Origin of the sequence: Staphylococcus sp. EG-SA-14 (assembly GCF_017151935.1) — a bacterium.
Lineage (GTDB): Bacteria > Bacillota > Bacilli > Staphylococcales > Staphylococcaceae > Staphylococcus > Staphylococcus aureus.
On sequence record NZ_JACVZM010000015.1, the window covers coordinates 18,631 to 37,226 of the forward strand.

General features: G+C 32.6%; 19 protein-coding genes, 1 pseudogene and 1 riboswitch. Of the genes and pseudogenes, 2 read left to right on the forward strand and 18 right to left on the reverse strand.

Annotated elements, in window-relative coordinates; translation table 11 throughout:
• Positions 1-2 precede the first annotated feature (2 nt).
• The 7 genes and pseudogenes from IDG63_RS09510 to cmk form a co-directional block, all read right to left on the reverse strand.
• On the reverse strand, positions 3-575 hold the full coding sequence (locus tag IDG63_RS09510) for a heptaprenyl diphosphate synthase component 1 (protein WP_000450555.1): 573 nt from the start codon (positions 573-575) through the stop codon (positions 3-5).
• Positions 576-1,005: 430 nt separating this feature from the next.
• A complete protein-coding gene (locus tag IDG63_RS09515) occupies positions 1,006-1,278 on the reverse strand; it encodes an HU family DNA-binding protein (RefSeq protein ID WP_001043863.1) in 273 nt (90 codons plus the stop codon).
• 170 nt (positions 1,279-1,448) lie between these two features.
• Entirely contained in the window at positions 1,449-2,447 is a 999-nt protein-coding gene (locus IDG63_RS09520) for an NAD(P)H-dependent glycerol-3-phosphate dehydrogenase (protein WP_000161746.1), read from the reverse strand.
• Positions 2,448-2,463: 16 nt separating this feature from the next.
• Positions 2,464-3,774 (reverse strand): ribosome biogenesis GTPase Der, encoded by a 1,311-nt coding sequence (der, locus tag IDG63_RS09525; RefSeq protein WP_000165533.1) that lies wholly within the window; start codon positions 3,772-3,774, stop codon positions 2,464-2,466.
• A 221-nt stretch (positions 3,775-3,995) separates the two neighbouring features.
• A complete protein-coding gene (gene rpsA, locus IDG63_RS09530) occupies positions 3,996-5,171 on the reverse strand; it encodes a 30S ribosomal protein S1 (RefSeq protein ID WP_000133950.1) in 1,176 nt (391 codons plus the stop codon).
• 256 nt (positions 5,172-5,427) lie between these two features.
• Positions 5,428-5,511 (reverse strand): annotated as a pseudogene (locus IDG63_RS15000) (hypothetical protein); the annotation flags it as partial.
• A 357-nt stretch (positions 5,512-5,868) separates the two neighbouring features.
• On the reverse strand, positions 5,869-6,528 hold the full coding sequence (gene cmk, locus IDG63_RS09535) for a (d)CMP kinase (protein ID WP_000644391.1): 660 nt from the start codon (positions 6,526-6,528) through the stop codon (positions 5,869-5,871).
• 76 nt (positions 6,529-6,604) lie between these two features.
• On the opposite strand from cmk, the gene IDG63_RS09540 reads away from it, so the two are divergent.
• Positions 6,605-7,573 carry an asparaginase gene (locus IDG63_RS09540; protein ID WP_000681769.1) on the forward strand — a complete coding sequence of 323 codons (969 nt, stop codon included), beginning with the start codon at positions 6,605-6,607 and terminating at the stop codon, positions 7,571-7,573.
• A gap of 114 nt (positions 7,574-7,687) precedes the next feature.
• On the opposite strand, the gene ypdA is transcribed toward IDG63_RS09540, so the two are convergent.
• From ypdA to IDG63_RS09565, 5 genes are all read right to left on the reverse strand, one after another.
• Positions 7,688-8,674, reverse strand: coding sequence for a bacillithiol disulfide reductase YpdA (gene ypdA, locus IDG63_RS09545; protein ID WP_001174260.1), 987 nt, complete (start codon positions 8,672-8,674; stop codon positions 7,688-7,690).
• Positions 8,675-8,834: 160 nt separating this feature from the next.
• Positions 8,835-8,951: a hypothetical protein gene (locus tag IDG63_RS09550; protein WP_031824588.1), complete on the reverse strand. Its 117-nt coding sequence runs from the start codon at positions 8,949-8,951 to the stop codon at positions 8,835-8,837.
• A 124-nt stretch (positions 8,952-9,075) separates the two neighbouring features.
• Positions 9,076-10,530, reverse strand: a complete 1,455-nt coding sequence (gene ebpS, locus IDG63_RS09555; protein WP_000069314.1) for an elastin-binding protein EbpS — start codon at positions 10,528-10,530, stop codon at positions 9,076-9,078.
• Between the two features lie 152 nt (positions 10,531-10,682).
• On the reverse strand, positions 10,683-12,062 hold the full coding sequence (locus IDG63_RS09560) for a RecQ family ATP-dependent DNA helicase (RefSeq protein WP_000902122.1): 1,380 nt from the start codon (positions 12,060-12,062) through the stop codon (positions 10,683-10,685).
• Positions 12,052-13,005, reverse strand: a complete 954-nt coding sequence (locus tag IDG63_RS09565) for a YpbB family protein (protein WP_001163805.1) — start codon at positions 13,003-13,005, stop codon at positions 12,052-12,054. Before IDG63_RS09565 ends, IDG63_RS09560 begins: the two co-directional genes overlap by 11 nt.
• A 107-nt stretch (positions 13,006-13,112) precedes the next feature.
• Between IDG63_RS09565 and IDG63_RS09570 the strand changes: the two genes are divergently transcribed.
• Positions 13,113-13,361 carry a ferredoxin gene (locus tag IDG63_RS09570; RefSeq protein ID WP_001151997.1) on the forward strand — a complete coding sequence of 83 codons (249 nt, stop codon included), beginning with the start codon at positions 13,113-13,115 and terminating at the stop codon, positions 13,359-13,361.
• Between the two features lie 105 nt (positions 13,362-13,466).
• On the opposite strand, the gene IDG63_RS09575 is transcribed toward IDG63_RS09570, so the two are convergent.
• From IDG63_RS09575 to IDG63_RS09600, 6 genes are all read right to left on the reverse strand, one after another.
• Positions 13,467-14,012: an ECF transporter S component gene (locus tag IDG63_RS09575; RefSeq protein ID WP_001186912.1), complete on the reverse strand. Its 546-nt coding sequence runs from the start codon at positions 14,010-14,012 to the stop codon at positions 13,467-13,469.
• A 61-nt stretch (positions 14,013-14,073) separates the two neighbouring features.
• Positions 14,074-14,208: riboswitch (FMN riboswitch) on the reverse strand.
• Between the two features lie 205 nt (positions 14,209-14,413).
• Positions 14,414-15,346 (reverse strand): DUF1672 domain-containing protein, encoded by a 933-nt coding sequence (locus IDG63_RS09580; RefSeq protein ID WP_086095934.1) that lies wholly within the window; start codon positions 15,344-15,346, stop codon positions 14,414-14,416.
• Positions 15,347-15,436: 90 nt separating this feature from the next.
• Positions 15,437-15,622, reverse strand: coding sequence for a hypothetical protein (locus IDG63_RS09585; RefSeq protein WP_000470336.1), 186 nt, complete (start codon positions 15,620-15,622; stop codon positions 15,437-15,439).
• Between the two features lie 751 nt (positions 15,623-16,373).
• Entirely contained in the window at positions 16,374-17,828 is a 1,455-nt protein-coding gene (locus tag IDG63_RS09590; protein ID WP_000909213.1) for an N-acetylmuramoyl-L-alanine amidase, read from the reverse strand.
• A gap of 10 nt (positions 17,829-17,838) precedes the next feature.
• Positions 17,839-18,141 (reverse strand): phage holin, encoded by a 303-nt coding sequence (locus tag IDG63_RS09595; RefSeq protein ID WP_000339146.1) that lies wholly within the window; start codon positions 18,139-18,141, stop codon positions 17,839-17,841.
• Positions 18,142-18,276: 135 nt separating this feature from the next.
• Positions 18,277-18,576, reverse strand: coding sequence for a DUF2951 domain-containing protein (locus IDG63_RS09600; protein WP_000466784.1), 300 nt, complete (start codon positions 18,574-18,576; stop codon positions 18,277-18,279).
• Positions 18,577-18,596 lie beyond the last annotated feature (20 nt).

The window sequence follows — 18,596 nt, forward strand, 5'->3', positions numbered from 1 at the left end:
GCTTAATTACCTCTACTTTTTAAATAACTTTTTTGGATATCGTGTAAGTAATGCTTTACTTCACTTTGATTATATTTCTTGAAGTATGATGGATAGTAATCAGACATATCTTCAAATAAATAATTATATATTTCCGACTCATCAATATTGATACCGAAATGAGATAACGTAATATATGGGAAAAGTGTTTCAATTTTTACTATTGCTTGAGAAATTTCATAATCATTTAAAGCTTGATGATGTAATGAAGATTTCAATTCATTAATTTCAACAATTGCTTTACTAATTTCATTTTGAAATGATAAATCATTGATTTCTGCTAGTAGCGTATAAAAATGTGCACTAATTAAATCTCCAATCAAAATGGAATGTTTAGACAAATGATTATATGTAATGTCATCAAGGTGTCTCATTGATGTGTCAATTGTGAGGCATGCTACTTTGGCAACATCTGGAATATCATATGAATCAAGTAACTTACCTAACCGATGATTAATATTAATGGATTCATATTCTGATACACCCTTTAATCTTTCTTCTATTTGTCTTTCCAATTTGCTAACAGTTGTTTCCATGTCTACACCTCACGATATTATCACTATTCATATTAACATTATATGTAAGAAATTAAAATCTTTTGAAGCATTAAGATTACTTATCATTTTTAAATTTCAATTTAAACTAACAGTAATTTATGTAGCTTTTGTAATTCTCATAATAACCTTTACTTCATTTACATTATTCATCTTTTTAAATAACGTAAAATACTATAGTAGACATGGTTACCTTTTAAGTAAATTCAACGCTAACAATTAATCTCATTATTCATATGTATATTTTGTAGTTGCTATTTTTATCAAAACTATTATGTCATGTAATATTTTGAACGCTTAAACAATGAATGTTCCAAAGATTAAAAACTTAGAAGAACATTACAATTTATGTACAGGTTGTAAGTATTAAAAGCAAAATAAAAAGCCCTTATTCAGGGCTTTTTAAGTAAAATTATTTTACAGCATCTTTTAATGCTTTACCAGCTTTGAATGCTGGAACTTTACTTGCTGGGATATCAATTTCTTTACCAGTTTGAGGGTTACGACCTTTACGTGCAGCACGTTCACGTACCTCAAAGTTACCGAAACCAATTAATTGTACTTTTTCACCTTTAGCAAGTGAGTTTTGGATTGATTCGAATACAGCATCTACTGCTGAACCAGCTTCTTTTTTAGTTAAATCAGCTTGCTCTGCAACTGCATTGATTAAATCTGTTTTGTTCATTAGACATTCACCTCCTGAGGTTTGATAATGATATGTTTATATCATTATGGTAAAACTTTAACACAAGCATTACATAAATCGCAATCATTTATGTGGCAAAAACGTTGAATTTAAGCCATTTCTATTCATTTTACGTAATTATTAGCTGTATATGTGTAATAATACACATTTTATTCAGATTTTTTATCGCGCTCCATTAAATCTTTTACGCATTCTTTTACTGAGATATTTTCAAATAATACTCTATATAATGCATTTGTAATTGGCATATCCACATTTTTTTCTTTAGCTAAATGATAAACTGATTTAGTTGTATAAATACCTTCAACAACCATATTCATTTCAGATAATGCTTGATCCATTGATTCACCTTGTCCAAGTTTATATCCTAATGTGAAATTTCGAGAATGTGTTGATGTGCATGTAACGATTAAGTCACCGATACCACCTAAACCTAGAAATGTCATAGGATCGGCACCTAACTTTTCACCTAATCTACTAATTTCCGCTAAACCACGAGTCATTAATGCAGCTTTTGCATTATCACCGTAGCCAATTCCAGCTACGATACCACTTGCTACTGCGATGATATTTTTCAATGCACCACCAAGTTCAACACCAATCAAGTCATCATTCGTGTACACACGCAAATAATCATTCATAAATAAATCTTGCGTTAATTTACTTACACTTTTATCTTTTGATGAAGCAGCAACTGTAGTTGGTTGCTTGACTACAACTTCTTCCGCATGACTTGGCCCTGACAACACGCCAATACCTGCATTATATTCAGGTGAAATAGAATCTTCAATCATTTCTGACACACGTTTAAACGTCCCATTTTCAATACCTTTAGCAACATGTATAAAAGTCTTTTTAGAGGTCAGCTTATCATTAATTTGAGTAGCAACTTCTCGCATTGCTTTAGTAGGTAAAGCCATTAAGTAAATATCTGCAAATTGAATTGCTTTGGTCATATCTGAAGTAGCGATGATGTTAACATCTAATTTCGCGTATTTTAAATACTTTTTATTTGTATGACATGTATTTAATTCATCAACAGCATCTTGATTTTTACCCCACATCAAAACATCATGTCCATTTTCTGCAAGAACATTGGCAAGGGCTGTCCCAAAACTTCCCATACCAAAAACGGTAATTTTAGTCATTGTTATCCCCCAATCGTTAATTTCTCTTTCGAGCTATAATATGAATTGGTGTACCTTCAAAACCAAAAGCGGCACGGATTTGATTCTCTAAATAGCGTTTATAAGAAAAATGCATTAATTCTACATCATTAACAAATACAACAAATGTCGGTGGTTCTATAGCAACTTGTGTTGCATAAAAGACATTCAAACGTCTACCTTTGTCTGTTGGTGTAGGGTTCATGGAAATTGCATCAGTAACGACTTCATTTAAAGTTGAACTTTGAACACGTTTTTTATGGTTTTCACTTGCTTCATTAATGTAAGGGAATAATGTACGTAATCTTGTGCGTTCTTTAGCAGACACAAAAGCAATTTGTGCATAATCTAAAAATTGGAATTCTTTACGTACTTCATCTTCAAATTTCTTCATCGTTTTACTATCTTTTTCCACAGTATCCCATTTATTTACGACAATCACGACTGCTTTACCTTGTTCATGTGCATATCCTGCAACGCGTTTATCTTGTTCAATGATGCCTTGTTCTGCATCAATGACCACTAAAACAACATTTGAACGTTCAATCGCTTTTAAAGCTCTTAATACTGAATATTTCTCAGTTGATTCATATACTTTTCCTTTTTTACGCATACCAGCAGTATCGATTAAAACATAATCTTGTCCATCATAACTATACTCTGTATCAATAGCGTCTCTCGTAGTCCCTGCAACATTAGAAACGATAACGCGATCTTCACCTAAAATAGCATTTACTAAACTTGATTTACCTACGTTTGGTCGTCCAATAATGGATAGTCGAATTGTATCTTCATCATAAGGTTCTTCTTCCTCTTCACCAAAATGAGAAACAACTGCATCTAACAAGTCACCAAGACCTAAACCATGTGACCCTGATATCGGATACGGTTCACCAAATCCTAATGAATAGAAATCATACACGTCTGTACGCATTTCCATATTATCTACTTTGTTAACCGCTAATACGACCGGTTTTTTAGATTTGTATAAAATTTGAGCGACCATTTCATCGCTTTGTGTCAATCCTTCACGCACGTTAACCATAAAAATAATAACATCCGCTTCATCTATGGCGATTTCTGCCTGCGCTCTAATTTGTGTTTGGAATGGTGCATCACCAATTTCAATACCACCTGTATCAATAATATTGAAATCATGTGTTAACCATTCACCTGAAGAATAAATACGATCTCGTGTTACACCTGGCGTGTCTTCCACAATCGAAACACGTTCTCCAACTATTCTATTAAAAATTGTAGATTTACCTACATTAGGCCTACCTACAATAGCTACTATAGGTTTAGTCATAAGCTAACTTCCTCTCTTTCTTATATCTTTTTAATAATATCACATGAGACTGTGTATTCAAAATGAGTTTATTACTGTAATGATAAAAATCAGCACTTAAAACTTTATCTTTTTAAACACTTAGTTAAATTTGTCCACGTTATCATTACGAGTATATTTTGTTACATAAAAATACTCCACATGCAATCATAAACATGTGGAGTTGACTATTAAATATTAAATTATAGTTTAAGATTTTTAAGTTTATCACCAATCATATCGCCAATTGTTGGATTATCTTCTTCTTCGCTTTCTAAGTACGCCTTAGTCGTAGAAGGATCACTTTCAACAACATCTTCGTTTGGTAATGTTGCTTTAATAGATAGTGATACTCTTTCATTCTCTTCATCAATACCTAATATTTTAACATTTACTTGTTGACCAGGTTCTAACACTTCACCTGGCGTACCAATGTGTTTGTGTGCAATTTCAGAAATATGTACAAGTCCTTGTACACCTGGTGCAATTTCAACAAATGCACCAAAGTTGGCCAATCTTACTACGACACCTTCAATGACATCATTTTCGTGGAATTGACCTTTAATATTTTCGAAAGGTGTTGGTAACGTATCTTTGATTGATAATGAAATACGTTCTGTATCTCTATCAATAGATTTAATTTTAACTTTAACATCTTGACCAATTGAAACTACTTCTTCTGGTGTTTGAACATGTTCGTGAGAAAGTTCAGATACATGCACTAAACCATCAACACCACCAATGTCTATAAATGCACCAAATTGAGTTAAACGCGCTACTTTACCATCAATAACATCGCCTTCATTTAAAGATTGTAATAATTGATCTTTTTTAGCATCGTTTTCTTCTTGTTCAACTGCTTTACGGCTTAAAATGACTCTATTATTTTCAGGATCCAATTCTTCAACTTTAATACGAATTGTTTGTCCATCAAACACAGAGAAATCCTCAATGAAGTCTGTTGAAATTAGTGAAGCCGGAACAAAACCTCTTTGTCCTACATCAACAACCAAACCACCTTTAACTACTTCTGTTACTTTCGCTTCGATGATTTCATTACTATCTAATTTTTCTTGTAAATAACTATAAGACTTCTCAGTTTCAAGTTGTCTTCTAGATAAGATGTAAGCTCCAGTTTCATTTTCTTCATCAAACTCAACTTTAGTGACATATGCTTCAACTTCGTCGCCCTCTTTTACAACTTCACTTGGGCTATCAATATGATGCGTAGATAGTTGACTAATAGGAATAATCCCATTAAATTTACCACCGTTGATATGAACAACAACTTGCTTGTCTTCAACTTGTTGTACCTCGCCAGTGATTTTGTCACCTTCTTTAATATCGTTAATCATTGATTCATTGAATTCTTCAGTCATCTTGTTTGCCTCCTTATACACTACATATTTATAACATCTTATAAACTGACAGAATTGTCAAGAAATTCTACCTCGATTACATTTTGCGAAATAGTCATATACATAAATATGTCACTTTATCATATTCAAGTCGTCATATCGATAAATATTTATTACAACCATTTTTGTATCAAAGTAATACAGTTTGCTATGTTTATACATATTTTTTGTATAAAAATTAGCATAGCTTACTATTTTGTTTTATAAGTCTGTCATTTCATTGTTCTCTACAAGATATATTATAGTAAAATTTTATACTTTTATAAAACAAAAAGCCACGTAATTGAGAAACTTTTACATTTTGTTAGTAAGAAGTGTGTATATTAGGCATCATTCTTTAATCATTATATTTGTTAATCGTAATAATAAGTCATTGCTAAATAGCACTTTAATATTGATGTATTTTAAAGCATCTCTTTAATTTTAAAAAAGTAAATTTAAATAACATGCTATTTTAGCTTTTTTGTTAATACAATTCATAGGTTGTTTATAAATCAGTTGAATTACTAATATGCTTGGTTTAATTACGCACTTTTATTTCTAGTATTATCGTTATTCGTTTATAAATTAACAAAAGACCATTTCTATTCGATTAGAATAAAAACAGCCTTTTCCGTTCATCAAGTAATTATAAATTTTATTAATGTTAGCTTCTTAATTATTTAATTTGACTCACCATCGCTAAAATTTCGTCAGTAACTTCTTCAATCGACTTGCCTGTCGTATCTAATGTCACTGCATCATCTGCTTTTCTTAATGGTGATATTTCACGGTTCATGTCATATTGATCACGAGCTTCAATATCACGTTTTAAATCTTCAAAATTTGATTCGATACCTCTTAATTGATTATCTTTATATCTTCTTTCTGCTCGCTCTTCAACTGATGCAATCATATATACTTTTAAATCTGCATCTGGTAGCACTACAGTTCCGATATCGCGACCATCCATTACGATACCTTTTTCTGCAGCTAACTCTTTTTGTTTTTTAACGGCGAATGAACGTACTGGCTCTTTAGATGCAACGTATGAAACATGTTGCGTCACATCATTATTTCTTAAAAAGTCTGTTACATCTTCGTTATCTAAAATGACACATTGACCTTTATCTGCTTTATAAGTTAAATCTAATGTTGTTTGGTCAACTAGTTTTGCAAAGTCCTCAGTTTTGTTTAATTTTAAATATTTGTATGTTAATGCACGATACATTGCTCCTGTATCGACATAAATCATTGATAGTTCGCTGGCTACACGTTTCGCAATTGTACTTTTTCCGGCAGCAGCTGGACCATCTAATGCAATATTAATGGCTTTCATGCGTCATTTCCCTTCCTTGTCGTTTTATGAATAATATTTTATCATAATTAGGTAAATTAAATATAGGAGGAAATATATGAAACATCTACTTGTTATTCATACTGGTGGCACCATTAGTATGTCACAAGACCAATCTAATAAAGTAGTAACAAATGATACCAACCCTATTTCAATGCATCAAGATGTCATAAATCAATATGCACAAATAGATGAATTAAATCCTTTTAATGTACCATCACCTCATATGACAATCCAACATGTTAAACAATTAAAGGATATTATTTTAGAAGCAGTAACAAATAAATATTATGATGGTTTCGTTATCACGCATGGTACCGATACGTTAGAAGAAACTGCCTTTTTACTTGATTTAATATTAGGTATCGAGCAACCTGTTGTTATTACTGGCGCAATGCGCTCGTCTAATGAAATTGGTTCTGACGGATTATATAATTATATTTCCGCTATTCGCGTTGCCTCTGATGAAAAGGCCCGTCATAAAGGCGTGATGGTTGTATTTAATGATGAAATTCATACGGCGCGTAATGTTACCAAAACACATACGTCTAATACAAACACATTTCAAAGTCCAAATCATGGTCCGCTAGGTGTATTGACAAAGGATCGTGTGCAATTCCATCATATGCCATATCGCCAACAAGCATTGGAAAATGTCAATGACAAACTAAATGTACCATTAGTAAAAGCATATATGGGTATGCCAGGTGACATTTTTAGTTTTTATAGTCGAGAAGGTATCGATGGTATGGTTATTGAAGCGTTAGGACAAGGCAACATACCTCCAAGCGCATTAGAAGGCATTCAACAATTAGTATCTTTAAATATACCTATTGTGCTAGTTTCACGTTCCTTTAATGGTATTGTGAGTCCAACTTACGCATACGATGGTGGTGGTTACCAACTCGCACAACAAGGTTTTATTTTTTCTAACGGCTTGAATGGTCCAAAAGCAAGATTAAAATTATTAGTCGCGTTAAGCAACAATTTAGATAAAGCTGAAATCAAATCATATTTTGAATTATAATGATTACGTAACATAAAAAGGTCTATGTACAATAATTAGTCATCTACCTCATTTGACATATCATGAATGTCAGTCGTTGTAAAACTAAGATATTTAGTACATAGACCTTTATTTTTATGATTCTAAGGGCGTTTGTTTCTTAGCTAGCATGCTTTGAGCAATAATGCCCCCGTGGAATTTACCATTTTCAATAAAAATGGTATTCGCATCGTTCCCTGCAGCAATTACACCTGCAATATAGCAATTTTCGATATTTGTTTCGTATGTTTCTTTATTATACATAGGCGCTGTTCCAAATTCATTTGTATTAATTTGAATGCCTACAGATTTTAAAAATTCATAATCGGGATGATAACCAATCATCGCAAATACATAATCATTGTGTATCGTTTTACTTTCACCATTTACTTCATAAGTCACAGTATCTTCAGTTATTTGGGTAACATTAGCATTAAATTCCATGTCAATTTTTTCATGATTTACTAATGCTGTGAAATTTGGAAGTATCCACGGTTTAATTGAAGGCGAATAATCTCCACCACGATATAGAACCGTCACGTTAGCACCAGCTTTTTCCAACTCCAAAGCAGCATCGATAGCCGAATTCTTACCACCAATAATAACAACATCTTGATCAAAATACGGATGTGCCTCTTTAAAATAATGGAACACTTTAGGTAAATCCGCACCTTCAACTTCTAATGTATTATGCTGACCATAATAGCCTGTCGCGATTGTTAAAAATCGACATTCATAAACATCTTTCGTCGTAGTAATAGTAAATTTATTATTCATTTTTTTAACAGTTAATACTTCTTCAAATGCATTTACTTTTAATTGATGATGTTTTACAACTTCTCGGTAATAAACTAGCGCTTGATTACGTCTTGGTTTACTTTCTTCAACGATAAACGGTACATCCCCAATACTTAATTTATCACTTGATGAGAAAAATGTTTGGTGAGTAGGATAATTATATATTGATTCAACGACATTACCCTTTTCAATGATTAAGGTATCAATACCTTTTCTTTTTTGTTCAATAGCCGCACTTAATCCGCATGGCCCTCCACCAATTATGATACTTTCAACTTTTTGCATTGTTTCGGCCTCCTTTAATCCCAAACTATTATAACAGTTCAGTGATTGATGCGCTAAGTCTGTGCTTGAAGATTTATGATATATTTTCGACAATTTGTTTAATGTGCATAGAGAATTGTTAGCTACGGAGTTGAATAACACTACAATTTAATATGTTGATTTATTTTTTATTCTTCCTCGTTAAAATTGTTGATTGTGGTGTTTTATCTTTTTGATGACTATGTAAAAAATTTAATTGATATGCCAATATTCGAGACAAGACCTTGTTAAATAACAAACTTTGAAAAATGAAAAAACCGCTACATACTTATAAGCGCAATTTAAGTTCTCCAAAATATTTAGAGATACTTATAATATGCACGTTTGTATATAGCAGTTCAGTTACAATTTATATAGTTATATTATGGAATAACGATTTGTTGACCGTTTCTAATATTGTTACCACTTAAACCATTGGCACGTCTAATTTTTTCAACATTTTCCGGTGAACCTGAACCGTAGTATTGAATTGCGATACGGTATAAGTTTTCTTGACCATTCACTGTATGTCTTTGGCCACCACCTTGACGTTGTTGTTGCTGTTGTTGATTTTGATTAGCTTGTTGTTGATTTTGATTATTTTGTGCTTGGTTGTTCGCTTGATTAGCGTTGTTTTGATCATTATCAGATTCATCTTTAGTCGCTTTGTCTTGATCATCTTTTGATTTATCACTGTCTGTAGATTTTGATTTATCTTTAGAAGCGTCTTTAGATGTGTCTTTGTCTTTACTTTCATCAGCATTATTTTTATTTGTATTCGCGATTTTATTTTCTTTTGTACCATTATTATGATTGTTTAATGCCATGCCTCCAAATATCGCTAATGCACCGATAATTAGTACAGCTGCAATTAATGGTAACAATACTTTGGCCATGCCACCTTTTTTACGTTCTTTATCTCTGTCATGATTGTCATGTTCATCATGGTTTTGGCTTGCATTATTAGAGGCATGTGGTTTTGAAGCGGCAGAAGCACTTTTACTTGCTGCGCCTCCAGCCAAACCTGCTGTTCCAGCACCGATCGCTGCACCTTTTTTGCCATTATGATGATCTTTAGACTTATCTTGAGACGCTTTATCCTCAGTCGAGTTATTCGCCTTGCCAGAATTACTTTTGTTTTGAGCGTCATTTGAATGTTTCTTAGCTTTAGAAGCAGCCATTGCACCAGCTGCACCTGCAACACCTGCTGTTCCAGCACCAATAGCTGCTGCTTTTTTACCATTATGATGTTCTTTAGGTTCATCTTGATCTTGTTTTACAGAATCATTATCATGTTCATTTTTTGATGTTTCTGATTGGTTAGCACCTGTTGTAAAATATGGTTTAGGTTGCTGAGATTGTTCAGCTTCACTCTTATCAGAAACTGTTGAATGCTCAGTGTTATTTTCTGCATCTTTAATAGTCTCGTGTTTATCATTGTCTTCGATTGGTTCTGGATGTGATTTATCCATTGCAAAAGCATTCTTATTATAATATTCCTCTTCATGTTGAGGTGTACTGTCTTGATGGCTAGGTTCTTGACTTTCAGTACTGTGTGATGATTCGACTTGACGATCATCTATTGTGCCAGCCTCATTTTGAACATTGTCTTCAGATGTTTGTGATTCATTGTGAACTTGTTTATTATGATTCGTTGCTAAATCACGGCGTCTTTTTCTTCTTTGGGCATTTCTTGGCGGAAACTGTTGCTCCGTATTCTCTATTGTATCCTGATGTTCTAATTCTGATTGGTCTTTTTCAACCGTATGGTCTTGATGTGAATTTGTGTCTATCGATTGACGATTTTTTTCAAAGTCATCTTTAAAATTATTAGACATAGCCATCTTCCTTTCTATTCTATTACAATGATTTTACATAAAATATACCCACATGACATATGTTTATGTATATTTTTCAAAATTATTTCAATCATTTTTCAATTGTGTATACACTAATTATAGCTTGTCAATTTTCTTTTAGTAAAGTAATACTATCTGAGAAATAAATTTTGCAACTTTTCATCAAATCCAATACTTCTAATTACCTTCTTCTTATTTAAAATTGCGATATCAGTTATATTAGAATCATTGTCACAACATCGATCTTGTGCCGGTGGATATTCACCGAAAAATTCTAATAAATACTTCCGTCTACATTGATCCAATTTGCAATAGCCAATCATGCGAAAGAATCCTAATTGCTTTCGTTTAAATGATTGCTTAAATATCTGTTTCAAGGCGCCGATACTATAGAATGAATGAAACGTTGTCAAAACGTCTTGTTTATCGGGAGCTAAAAATTCTCCTATTTCGAAATTTTGTACATCTTCTTCTGTTATCATATCTGCAAATAATAACGTTTCTAAAATATATTTATCGTCCGGTTGGAATAAACTAATTGCCTGACTTAGTTCACCATCGCGACCCGCACGGCCAATTTCTTGAATGTAGTTAGAAGGACTTGTTGAAAGATGAAAGTGAATGATTGTGCGAATATCTTTTTTATTAATTCCCATACCAAAAGCACTCGTTGCGACTATAATCGGAATATCATTATTTAAAAATTGTTGTTGAACTGTGTGTCGCTCTTGATAATTCATATCACCATGATATATGCCTGTAAGAAAACCTGAATCATAAATAAGTTGCGCTAAATTCAGACACATCTTTTTCGATGAGACATAAACAATCGTTGGTCCCGACTGTTGTAGAAACGGCAGCAACCATTCAATTTTATCTTCATCATCATGAAAATTAAGATGCTTAAAGCTTATGTTTGGGCGATTCATTGTAGTTTTAATAACATTGAATTGAATCGCTAACATTTCCGTCAAATCATCTTGTAAATGCGGTGGTGCAGTTGCTGTCAATGCTAAGACAACCGCTTCTTTAAAATGCTTTGTTACTTTTCCTATTAGAGCATAATGTGGTCTGAAATCATATCCCCATTCAGATAGGCAATGTGCTTCATCAAGAACAATCATGCCAAAGTCTATCATAGATATTAATTTAAAATTTGACGGTTGCAAGAGAAATTCTGGACTTAGAAAGATGAAACGGCTATGTCGTAAACATTTAATATTATGCTTTTTCTCAATTTCATCCATACCAGAGTGAATACATGTTACACGTTTTTCTCCATTTATTTTCAACTGCATAACTTGGTCATCCATTAAAGATATTAACGGTGAGATAATTAATGTCGGCTTACCTGATAAATACGTAGGTATTTGATAACACAAACTCTTTCCACTTCCAGTCGGAAGAATACCTAGAGTGTGCTGTTGAGACATTATACTTTCTATAATTTCCTGTTGTCCCGGTTTAAAACTCTCGAAGCCAAATTTGTTTCGTAAAATATCATGCAACATTCAGATCACCTCTTTCAAATCCAACGATTAATACTTTTAATTGAAAATATGATAACGTGTCAAATTGTTCTTTGTAAAATTTTAATCGCTCACCACGATGTTGTTGATAAAAATTTAAAAATTGTAGTTGATCTTCTTGTTCAACATAATCATCGTAATTAGACATATAACCTTTGATTAAGATTTCAAGTACATGATCTTCGATAGTATTGATTTTAACTTGTTGTTGAGCCGCTATATCTTCCATCGTGAATTGTTCAAGCAACCTTGTATAAGTAATATAGGTTTGATTTAATAATGTAGGTTTCATTATTATCTTTGATAAAATAGTATATTCTCCACTTTCTAATTCAAACATCATTGTCACTAAATTATTCATTTCGTATTCAAACAATTGCTGTTGAGATAGTTTTTCTATTAAACTAACTTGCTGTCTCGTATACATTGGTTCATCATAGCCTTGCAAATAATAATGTAAGTAACATGGCCCTTTTAAAGTTATTGCTTTAAACAAGTTATGTAGTTCATTTTCAAAATCAATTTGTAATTGGTTTTCTTTAATGTAGTTATAGACAATCTTTACAGTTTCTTGTATCTTATTATTTTGAGAGATTGGTACGAAACGAAAATCTTGCTGCATAGTATTAGACATGGTTTGCACTAATAGTTGAATTGCTTGAAATGTTTGCCCCATGCTTTCAAATGTATATCTAGGATGCAACATGATTTCCATTTCAGCATTAAATTCATTGATTTTTTCTAAAAATAGCTCAAAAGACGGATATTTTAATAGTGGTAAACTGTGATATAATGACAACTGTTGTTGACTACAAGCGTCAAAAAAGGTTTGGTGAGATTTCTTACCAACTAAGATATTGTAAATACTTTTATTTGTTTTATAGTTAAATGTTTGTTGTAATGCTGTTTTTATAATGTGTTGCAAATTTAACCCTCACTCTGTAAAACGGATAATTTGAAAATAAAAATGATGCTGTCTAAAATTTTAGTCACATTACTATTTTAGCATTTTTATCAAAGGAGGCGAAGACATTGGCAAAATATACAATCGTTGATATGGATACTTGTATTGCATGTGGTGCATGCGGTGCAGCAGCGCCAGATATATATGATTACGACGACGAAGGTATTGCTTTCGTAATCCTTGACGATAACCAAGGTACTGCAGAAGTACCTGAGGAATTATATGAAGATATGGAAGATGCAATTGATGGATGCCCTACAGATTCTATTAAAATTGCAGACGAATCATTTGATGGGGACGCTTTAAAATTTGAATAATTGATTTTTTAGACAAATGTTCCATAGAAAAAGCAGGCAAGCTATCGTTTATTGATAGTCACCTGCTTTTTATTATTATGTGTATATTATTTTGCTTTAATTTGATTAAATTCTTTTCAAGAAATTTGCAAGCCTTCTATATAGTAAAATAAATACAATAGAAATGACGATACCTTTAATAATATTGAATGGTATAATTCCTGAAACAATGATTACTTTAAGATTATTTGCGATATCAGCTAAGTTAAATATCATACCGTACAAAGGTAATAGAACGAAATAGTTCAAGATACTCAACACGATAGTCATAACGATTGTTGCAATGATTAATCCAGTAATCAAAGATTTTGTTGAACGTTTATTTTTATAGATGGCGTAAGCAGTTAATAAGAAACTTGCGCCCGCTAAAAAGTTAGCAAATGGTCCAACTGGATCGCCCATACTAAATAAGTAGTTCAATAAATTTTTAACCAGTGCAACTACGATACCGGCAACTGGTCCAAACGTAAATGTAGCTAGTAGTGACGGTACATCACTAAAATCTAAAGTTAAGTATGGTGGCAAAAATGGTATAGGAAACTTGATAAAAGTTAATACAAACGCAATCGCGCTCAACATACTTATTGTGATAAGACGTTTATTTTGTTGCATATTCAATTTTCTCCTTCCATTCATCTCGTAAGAATAGGAGGATTATTGCACAACAAAAAACCTCCATCTTCTCCCATCCAGACTATACTGTCGGCTCTAGAATCTCACTAGATCAGCCACTAATATGATACATACTAGCAGGTCGCAGGCTTTATTTACTGCCGGTTGGGAATTACACCCGACCCCGAAGATGAATTTTACATTATTAAATTTAATTCTCATTAATTTTATACTATATATCACAAAACCTCAATAACTATGCTTAAAATAGATCATGGTTACGTAATTGGAAAGTGTTTCATTGGTGATTTGCGAGCATTGTTTGGATAGGTTTGATTGGTTTGTGGTTTTATCTGTTGTTGGGATGGCTTTTTTGAACCTATCTTTTTGTTGTTATTAGTTTAATCATTCGTGTTAGCTTTTTCATGATTAAATACACCTACTTCTATTACATCCTTCTTACTATAATTAGGTCTTGTTGTATTTATATATTTATTAGAAATTTGAAGAGAAACATTCAAATCATGAGGAATATTCTTTTTCTTTTTTAGTACTTCAGAAAAATCAATCATCTCGTCTATTGTATTATCTTTAGTAAAATTATCTTTAGTACTAAATAAAGTTGTAACAACATATGGACGTGATTTATCTTTAAGTTGTTTTTTTGAGTTTCTCATACCGTCCCTAAAAGACTTATCATCCTCTTTGATTAAGGGTTGAAAATACCTTTTATATTCATCTAAAGTATATGGAATTGCAGTCAAATAATAATACTCATTTCTAAAACCACTATTCTGCGTTTTCATAATTGCATTTTCAGTATAACCAGTATATTTATATTTACTTTTATATTCTTTTAAAACTTCTGTTAAATTATCCAACTCTTCCTTATGTGCTCGATATTCAAAACCACTCAACACTGTACCAACTAAAGTACTCATATCATCGCCTTTATCCTCACTTCTTAATGAGCTATCACTGTCAATAATTGATTTGTCAAATGGAATACTCGCATTAAATACGATATCGTGGTCATCACAATGCACGTATACTTCTACGCCGTCGCCACTACCTACAACATTCGTAGCTTTAACTTTTAGACCGAAGTTATCCATAAAAAATTGTTCGCCACGTTTAGCAATTTTATCTTTATGCTTCTTCGCAAATTCAACCGCATCTTTTTCTGCAGGTGGTTGGAAGCCTTGACCTACATATTTTGAAGCTTCCATTTCTTCTGGTACTGATTTTGTTTCTTTATTAGATTCGTTATTGGTAGTTGAACATCCTGATAGTATTATCGTTGCTATTAAGATTAGTTTAGTTCTTTTAAACATAGCTCATCACCCATTTATGTGTTTGTAAAACTTTTATGTTTGAAAAAACTACTTATTCTCAATGAAAACAAGTAGCATTTAATAAATTAATTAGTATACAGCTAGTTTTTCTAATTGTTCTTTAACTTGAATTAAGTTTGACCGTATTAGAGAGGCAGATTGATCCATCGTTTGAATTGCTTGTCCTTCATTTTCGTTCAAGCCATTACAAACAACTTCAAACTGTTGTGCCATTTGATCAAGACGCGCATGAGCTTGTGTGTTTAAAATAAACATATCGTCATAATGTGATGGTAAAGCGGTCATTCTCTAACGTACACGAGCGTCCAAAAACACTGTTGTATCAATGTTTTTGTCATTTTTAACCTTTTAGATTTTCCACAAGCGTTTGCCCTTTTTCAAATAATCTGCCCTTTTTTCGCCCCGAAAAAACGCAAAAAATAACCACAATCCTAAATTAATAGGATCTGTGGTTTTGTTGGTTGTAGGGGAATAAATATAACCGTATCGATTAAGATACGGTTGTAGCGAATGTAACATTTCTATGTTGTTAAGATATATGTATCGAGTGATGACAAGGAAGATGTCTCCTGTGGGACCAACAGTCAGATACATGGCCTCTGCCCGGCTATATAGTTCACTCCTACTATATAAAAGTAAGTATAACATAAAAAGCACCCCGTAAACTGTTATACGGGAATGCTAAAGTCATATATACTACGGGGAGTAGTATGAAAACTATGCTCTCTATCGCAAGGAAAAAACACCCAGTGACATGCTTGGGTGAACAAGGATAGATGTAAATAGTTGATGCATGTGTAACACATCATAACAAAAAACTAGCCCGAAGGCTAGCTATAACATAAAAAAATAGGCAAGTACCGAAGTACCTGCCAGTTACGCACATTTAAATCTTGAGAGTAATGTTAAAAAGTGTATAGGAATATTAACATCCATCCAAATAGTTATTTAATAACTGTAAGATTCCCTATAATTAATGTAGCAAAATTTTTATTCTAAGTAAATACTAAATCGTGCTAAACTTACCAAAACTACTTATTCTATTACCTGCCTTGTCTACCTCTCCGGTCGCAATATAGCGACGTTGTCCACTATTAGCAATATAAGTAATCCATCTATAACCATTAATACAATATGCACCGTCATACGTAATTGTTGTGTTGTTGGGTAATACCCCTGTAATTCTTGAATTAGTTGAATAACCGTCTCTTACATTATTACCTTTAACATTAGCTACTGTGTAATAACCAGTTTCTTTTTTATACGGTACATTATTTTTATCGGGTGTATAACCTGCTGGCACTGGTGGATTTTTTTGGTTTTTAGCTGATGTTTTAACATTACCAGCTACCAAACCACCTATAGGCTTACCATGAATCGCACCAGCTATTAATTTAGAATACAAGTCATAGTTTTTCTTAATCCAATCCATATCTTTTTTATTAGTAATAAAACCTAATTCAGATAAACGATAATTCATATTTATTTCTGCTGATACATTAACGTTTAGTAAATCATTACGAGGTGTTACACCTCTTATTTGTCCTAAGTTATTTTTAATAACATCTTGTATACTTTTATCAATAGTATCTGCATTAAATTGACTTGAGATAATAACATGTCCACCACTTGCACTTTCTCCCGCTGCGTCTAAATGAATCTCTAGAACAATGTCATACCCCTGTGATTTAACCCAATATAAGCCATAATCTTTTTTATTGCCTACATTAACACCGTATGCAGTATCTTGATACATGTCTTGTGATTGACTTGAGCCACCATATAATGCAACTTCATGACCGGCATGTCTTAAATACTTAGCGATATTTGGCGTTATATATTTACGGATAAAATCGCGTTCGTTTGTTCCGTTTCCTACTGCTCCAGGATCGTTATAACCATGACCGGCTACAAGCATAATTTTTTTAGGTTTAATTACTGCTTGCTTTTTGGCAGTTGCTTGCTTAATAACGCTTTTAGCTTTATCTCCAACACTTACTTTATCTGGGAAATTTAATCTAATAAAATACATTGGGTCATCGTAATAATGAACATGTCTTGTAACAGTTTCAGGACCCCAACCAGGTTGCGCAACGCCATTTGTCCAACCTTTACCATTCCAATTTTGCCCATATGATGTGAAAGTGTTTAAATTTGCGCTCTCAACAATTTCAACATGTCCAGCTCCGCCACCATACTTTGACGGGAAAACGACAATATCCAACTTTTGCGGTAAAAAGCTATCATAGTTTTTAATTATTTGCCCGTATTTTTCAATCCTTGCTTTATTATCAAATGGAATATTATAAGCGTATAAACCTTGTAACCTTTCGCCTGTTGCTATCATAAAAAACATATTTGCGTAATCGTAACACTGAAATCCATAAAACAAATCAGGATTGAACTGCTTCCCTAATGAATTATCAAACCATTTTTCTGCTTGGTTTTTTGTTATCAACATTGGTCATCACCTACCCTAAATCATTTGTGTCGTTCATATTCGTAGGTGTCATTACTTCTTTAATTGGCGCTTGCCCTGTTGCTTTTCTATATTTACTTTCAGCTTTATATTTCTTTAATTTTTGATTCGCCCATTTCCCTTCTTGAGATGTTGGATTATCTTTATATGTAGTATATAAAGCAACAACTGTTAAGATAATCGATGAAACACTTTCTTCATCTACTGGTATCGGACTTATACCTTTATTCGCTAAGAATTGATTTACTAATGCTAAGATCAATACGATGTATCTTGTTATTACTTTTGCATCCATTTGTTTGCTCCTTTTATCCAAAATAAAAAGCCAGTGCCGAAGCACTGACTCTTAAATATTACTTACACTTACCAAACCAGAAACACGACCAAAAGCTATATCCTAAAATTCCCTTAAGCATGGTGATCACCTCCTTTAAATGCCAAAAATAGTTTTTAACAAGGCTATAACAAATGTACTTAGAATCGTCCCTATTAATCCTAGAATCCACATCTTGATGTCTCTAATATTTTTAGCATTTTTCTCTTTATTTTTTTCATCTTCTTCTTTGTCACGCCTTAGTTCTTCGAAATTTCTATCTAACTTGTCATAAATTTTTTCTTGCGTTCTCAGACTGTCTTCTATTCTGTCGAATTTTTCAAACATAGTCTTATCATTTTCTTCTAATCGCGTTAAACGCCAATCTTGTTCGTGTCGTTTGGTAAATCCAAACATTACACCACCCACTTTATTCA

Coding starts and splice junctions, on each gene's coding strand:
- IDG63_RS09510 (WP_000450555.1), bottom strand. CDS start 575: ATGGAAACAACTGTTAGCAAATTGGAAAGACAAATAGAAGAAAGATTA.
- IDG63_RS09515 (WP_001043863.1), bottom strand. CDS start 1,278: ATGAACAAAACAGATTTAATCAATGCAGTTGCAGAGCAAGCTGATTTA.
- IDG63_RS09520 (WP_000161746.1), bottom strand. CDS start 2,447: ATGACTAAAATTACCGTTTTTGGTATGGGAAGTTTTGGGACAGCCCTT.
- der (WP_000165533.1), bottom strand. CDS start 3,774: ATGACTAAACCTATAGTAGCTATTGTAGGTAGGCCTAATGTAGGTAAA.
- rpsA (WP_000133950.1), bottom strand. CDS start 5,171: ATGACTGAAGAATTCAATGAATCAATGATTAACGATATTAAAGAAGGT.
- cmk (WP_000644391.1), bottom strand. CDS start 6,528: ATGAAAGCCATTAATATTGCATTAGATGGTCCAGCTGCTGCCGGAAAA.
- IDG63_RS09540 (WP_000681769.1), top strand. CDS start 6,605: ATGAAACATCTACTTGTTATTCATACTGGTGGCACCATTAGTATGTCA.
- ypdA (WP_001174260.1), bottom strand. CDS start 8,674: ATGCAAAAAGTTGAAAGTATCATAATTGGTGGAGGGCCATGCGGATTA.
- ebpS (WP_000069314.1), bottom strand. CDS start 10,530: ATGTCTAATAATTTTAAAGATGACTTTGAAAAAAATCGTCAATCGATA.
- IDG63_RS09560 (WP_000902122.1), bottom strand. CDS start 12,062: ATGTTGCATGATATTTTACGAAACAAATTTGGCTTCGAGAGTTTTAAA.
- IDG63_RS09575 (WP_001186912.1), bottom strand. CDS start 14,012: ATGCAACAAAATAAACGTCTTATCACAATAAGTATGTTGAGCGCGATT.
- IDG63_RS09580 (WP_086095934.1), bottom strand. CDS start 15,346: ATGTTTAAAAGAACTAAACTAATCTTAATAGCAACGATAATACTATCA.
- IDG63_RS09585 (WP_000470336.1), bottom strand. CDS start 15,622: ATGTTTATTTTAAACACACAAGCTCATGCGCGTCTTGATCAAATGGCA.
- IDG63_RS09590 (WP_000909213.1), bottom strand. CDS start 17,828: ATGTTGATAACAAAAAACCAAGCAGAAAAATGGTTTGATAATTCATTA.
- IDG63_RS09595 (WP_000339146.1), bottom strand. CDS start 18,141: ATGGATGCAAAAGTAATAACAAGATACATCGTATTGATCTTAGCATTA.
- IDG63_RS09600 (WP_000466784.1), bottom strand. CDS start 18,576: ATGTTTGGATTTACCAAACGACACGAACAAGATTGGCGTTTAACGCGA.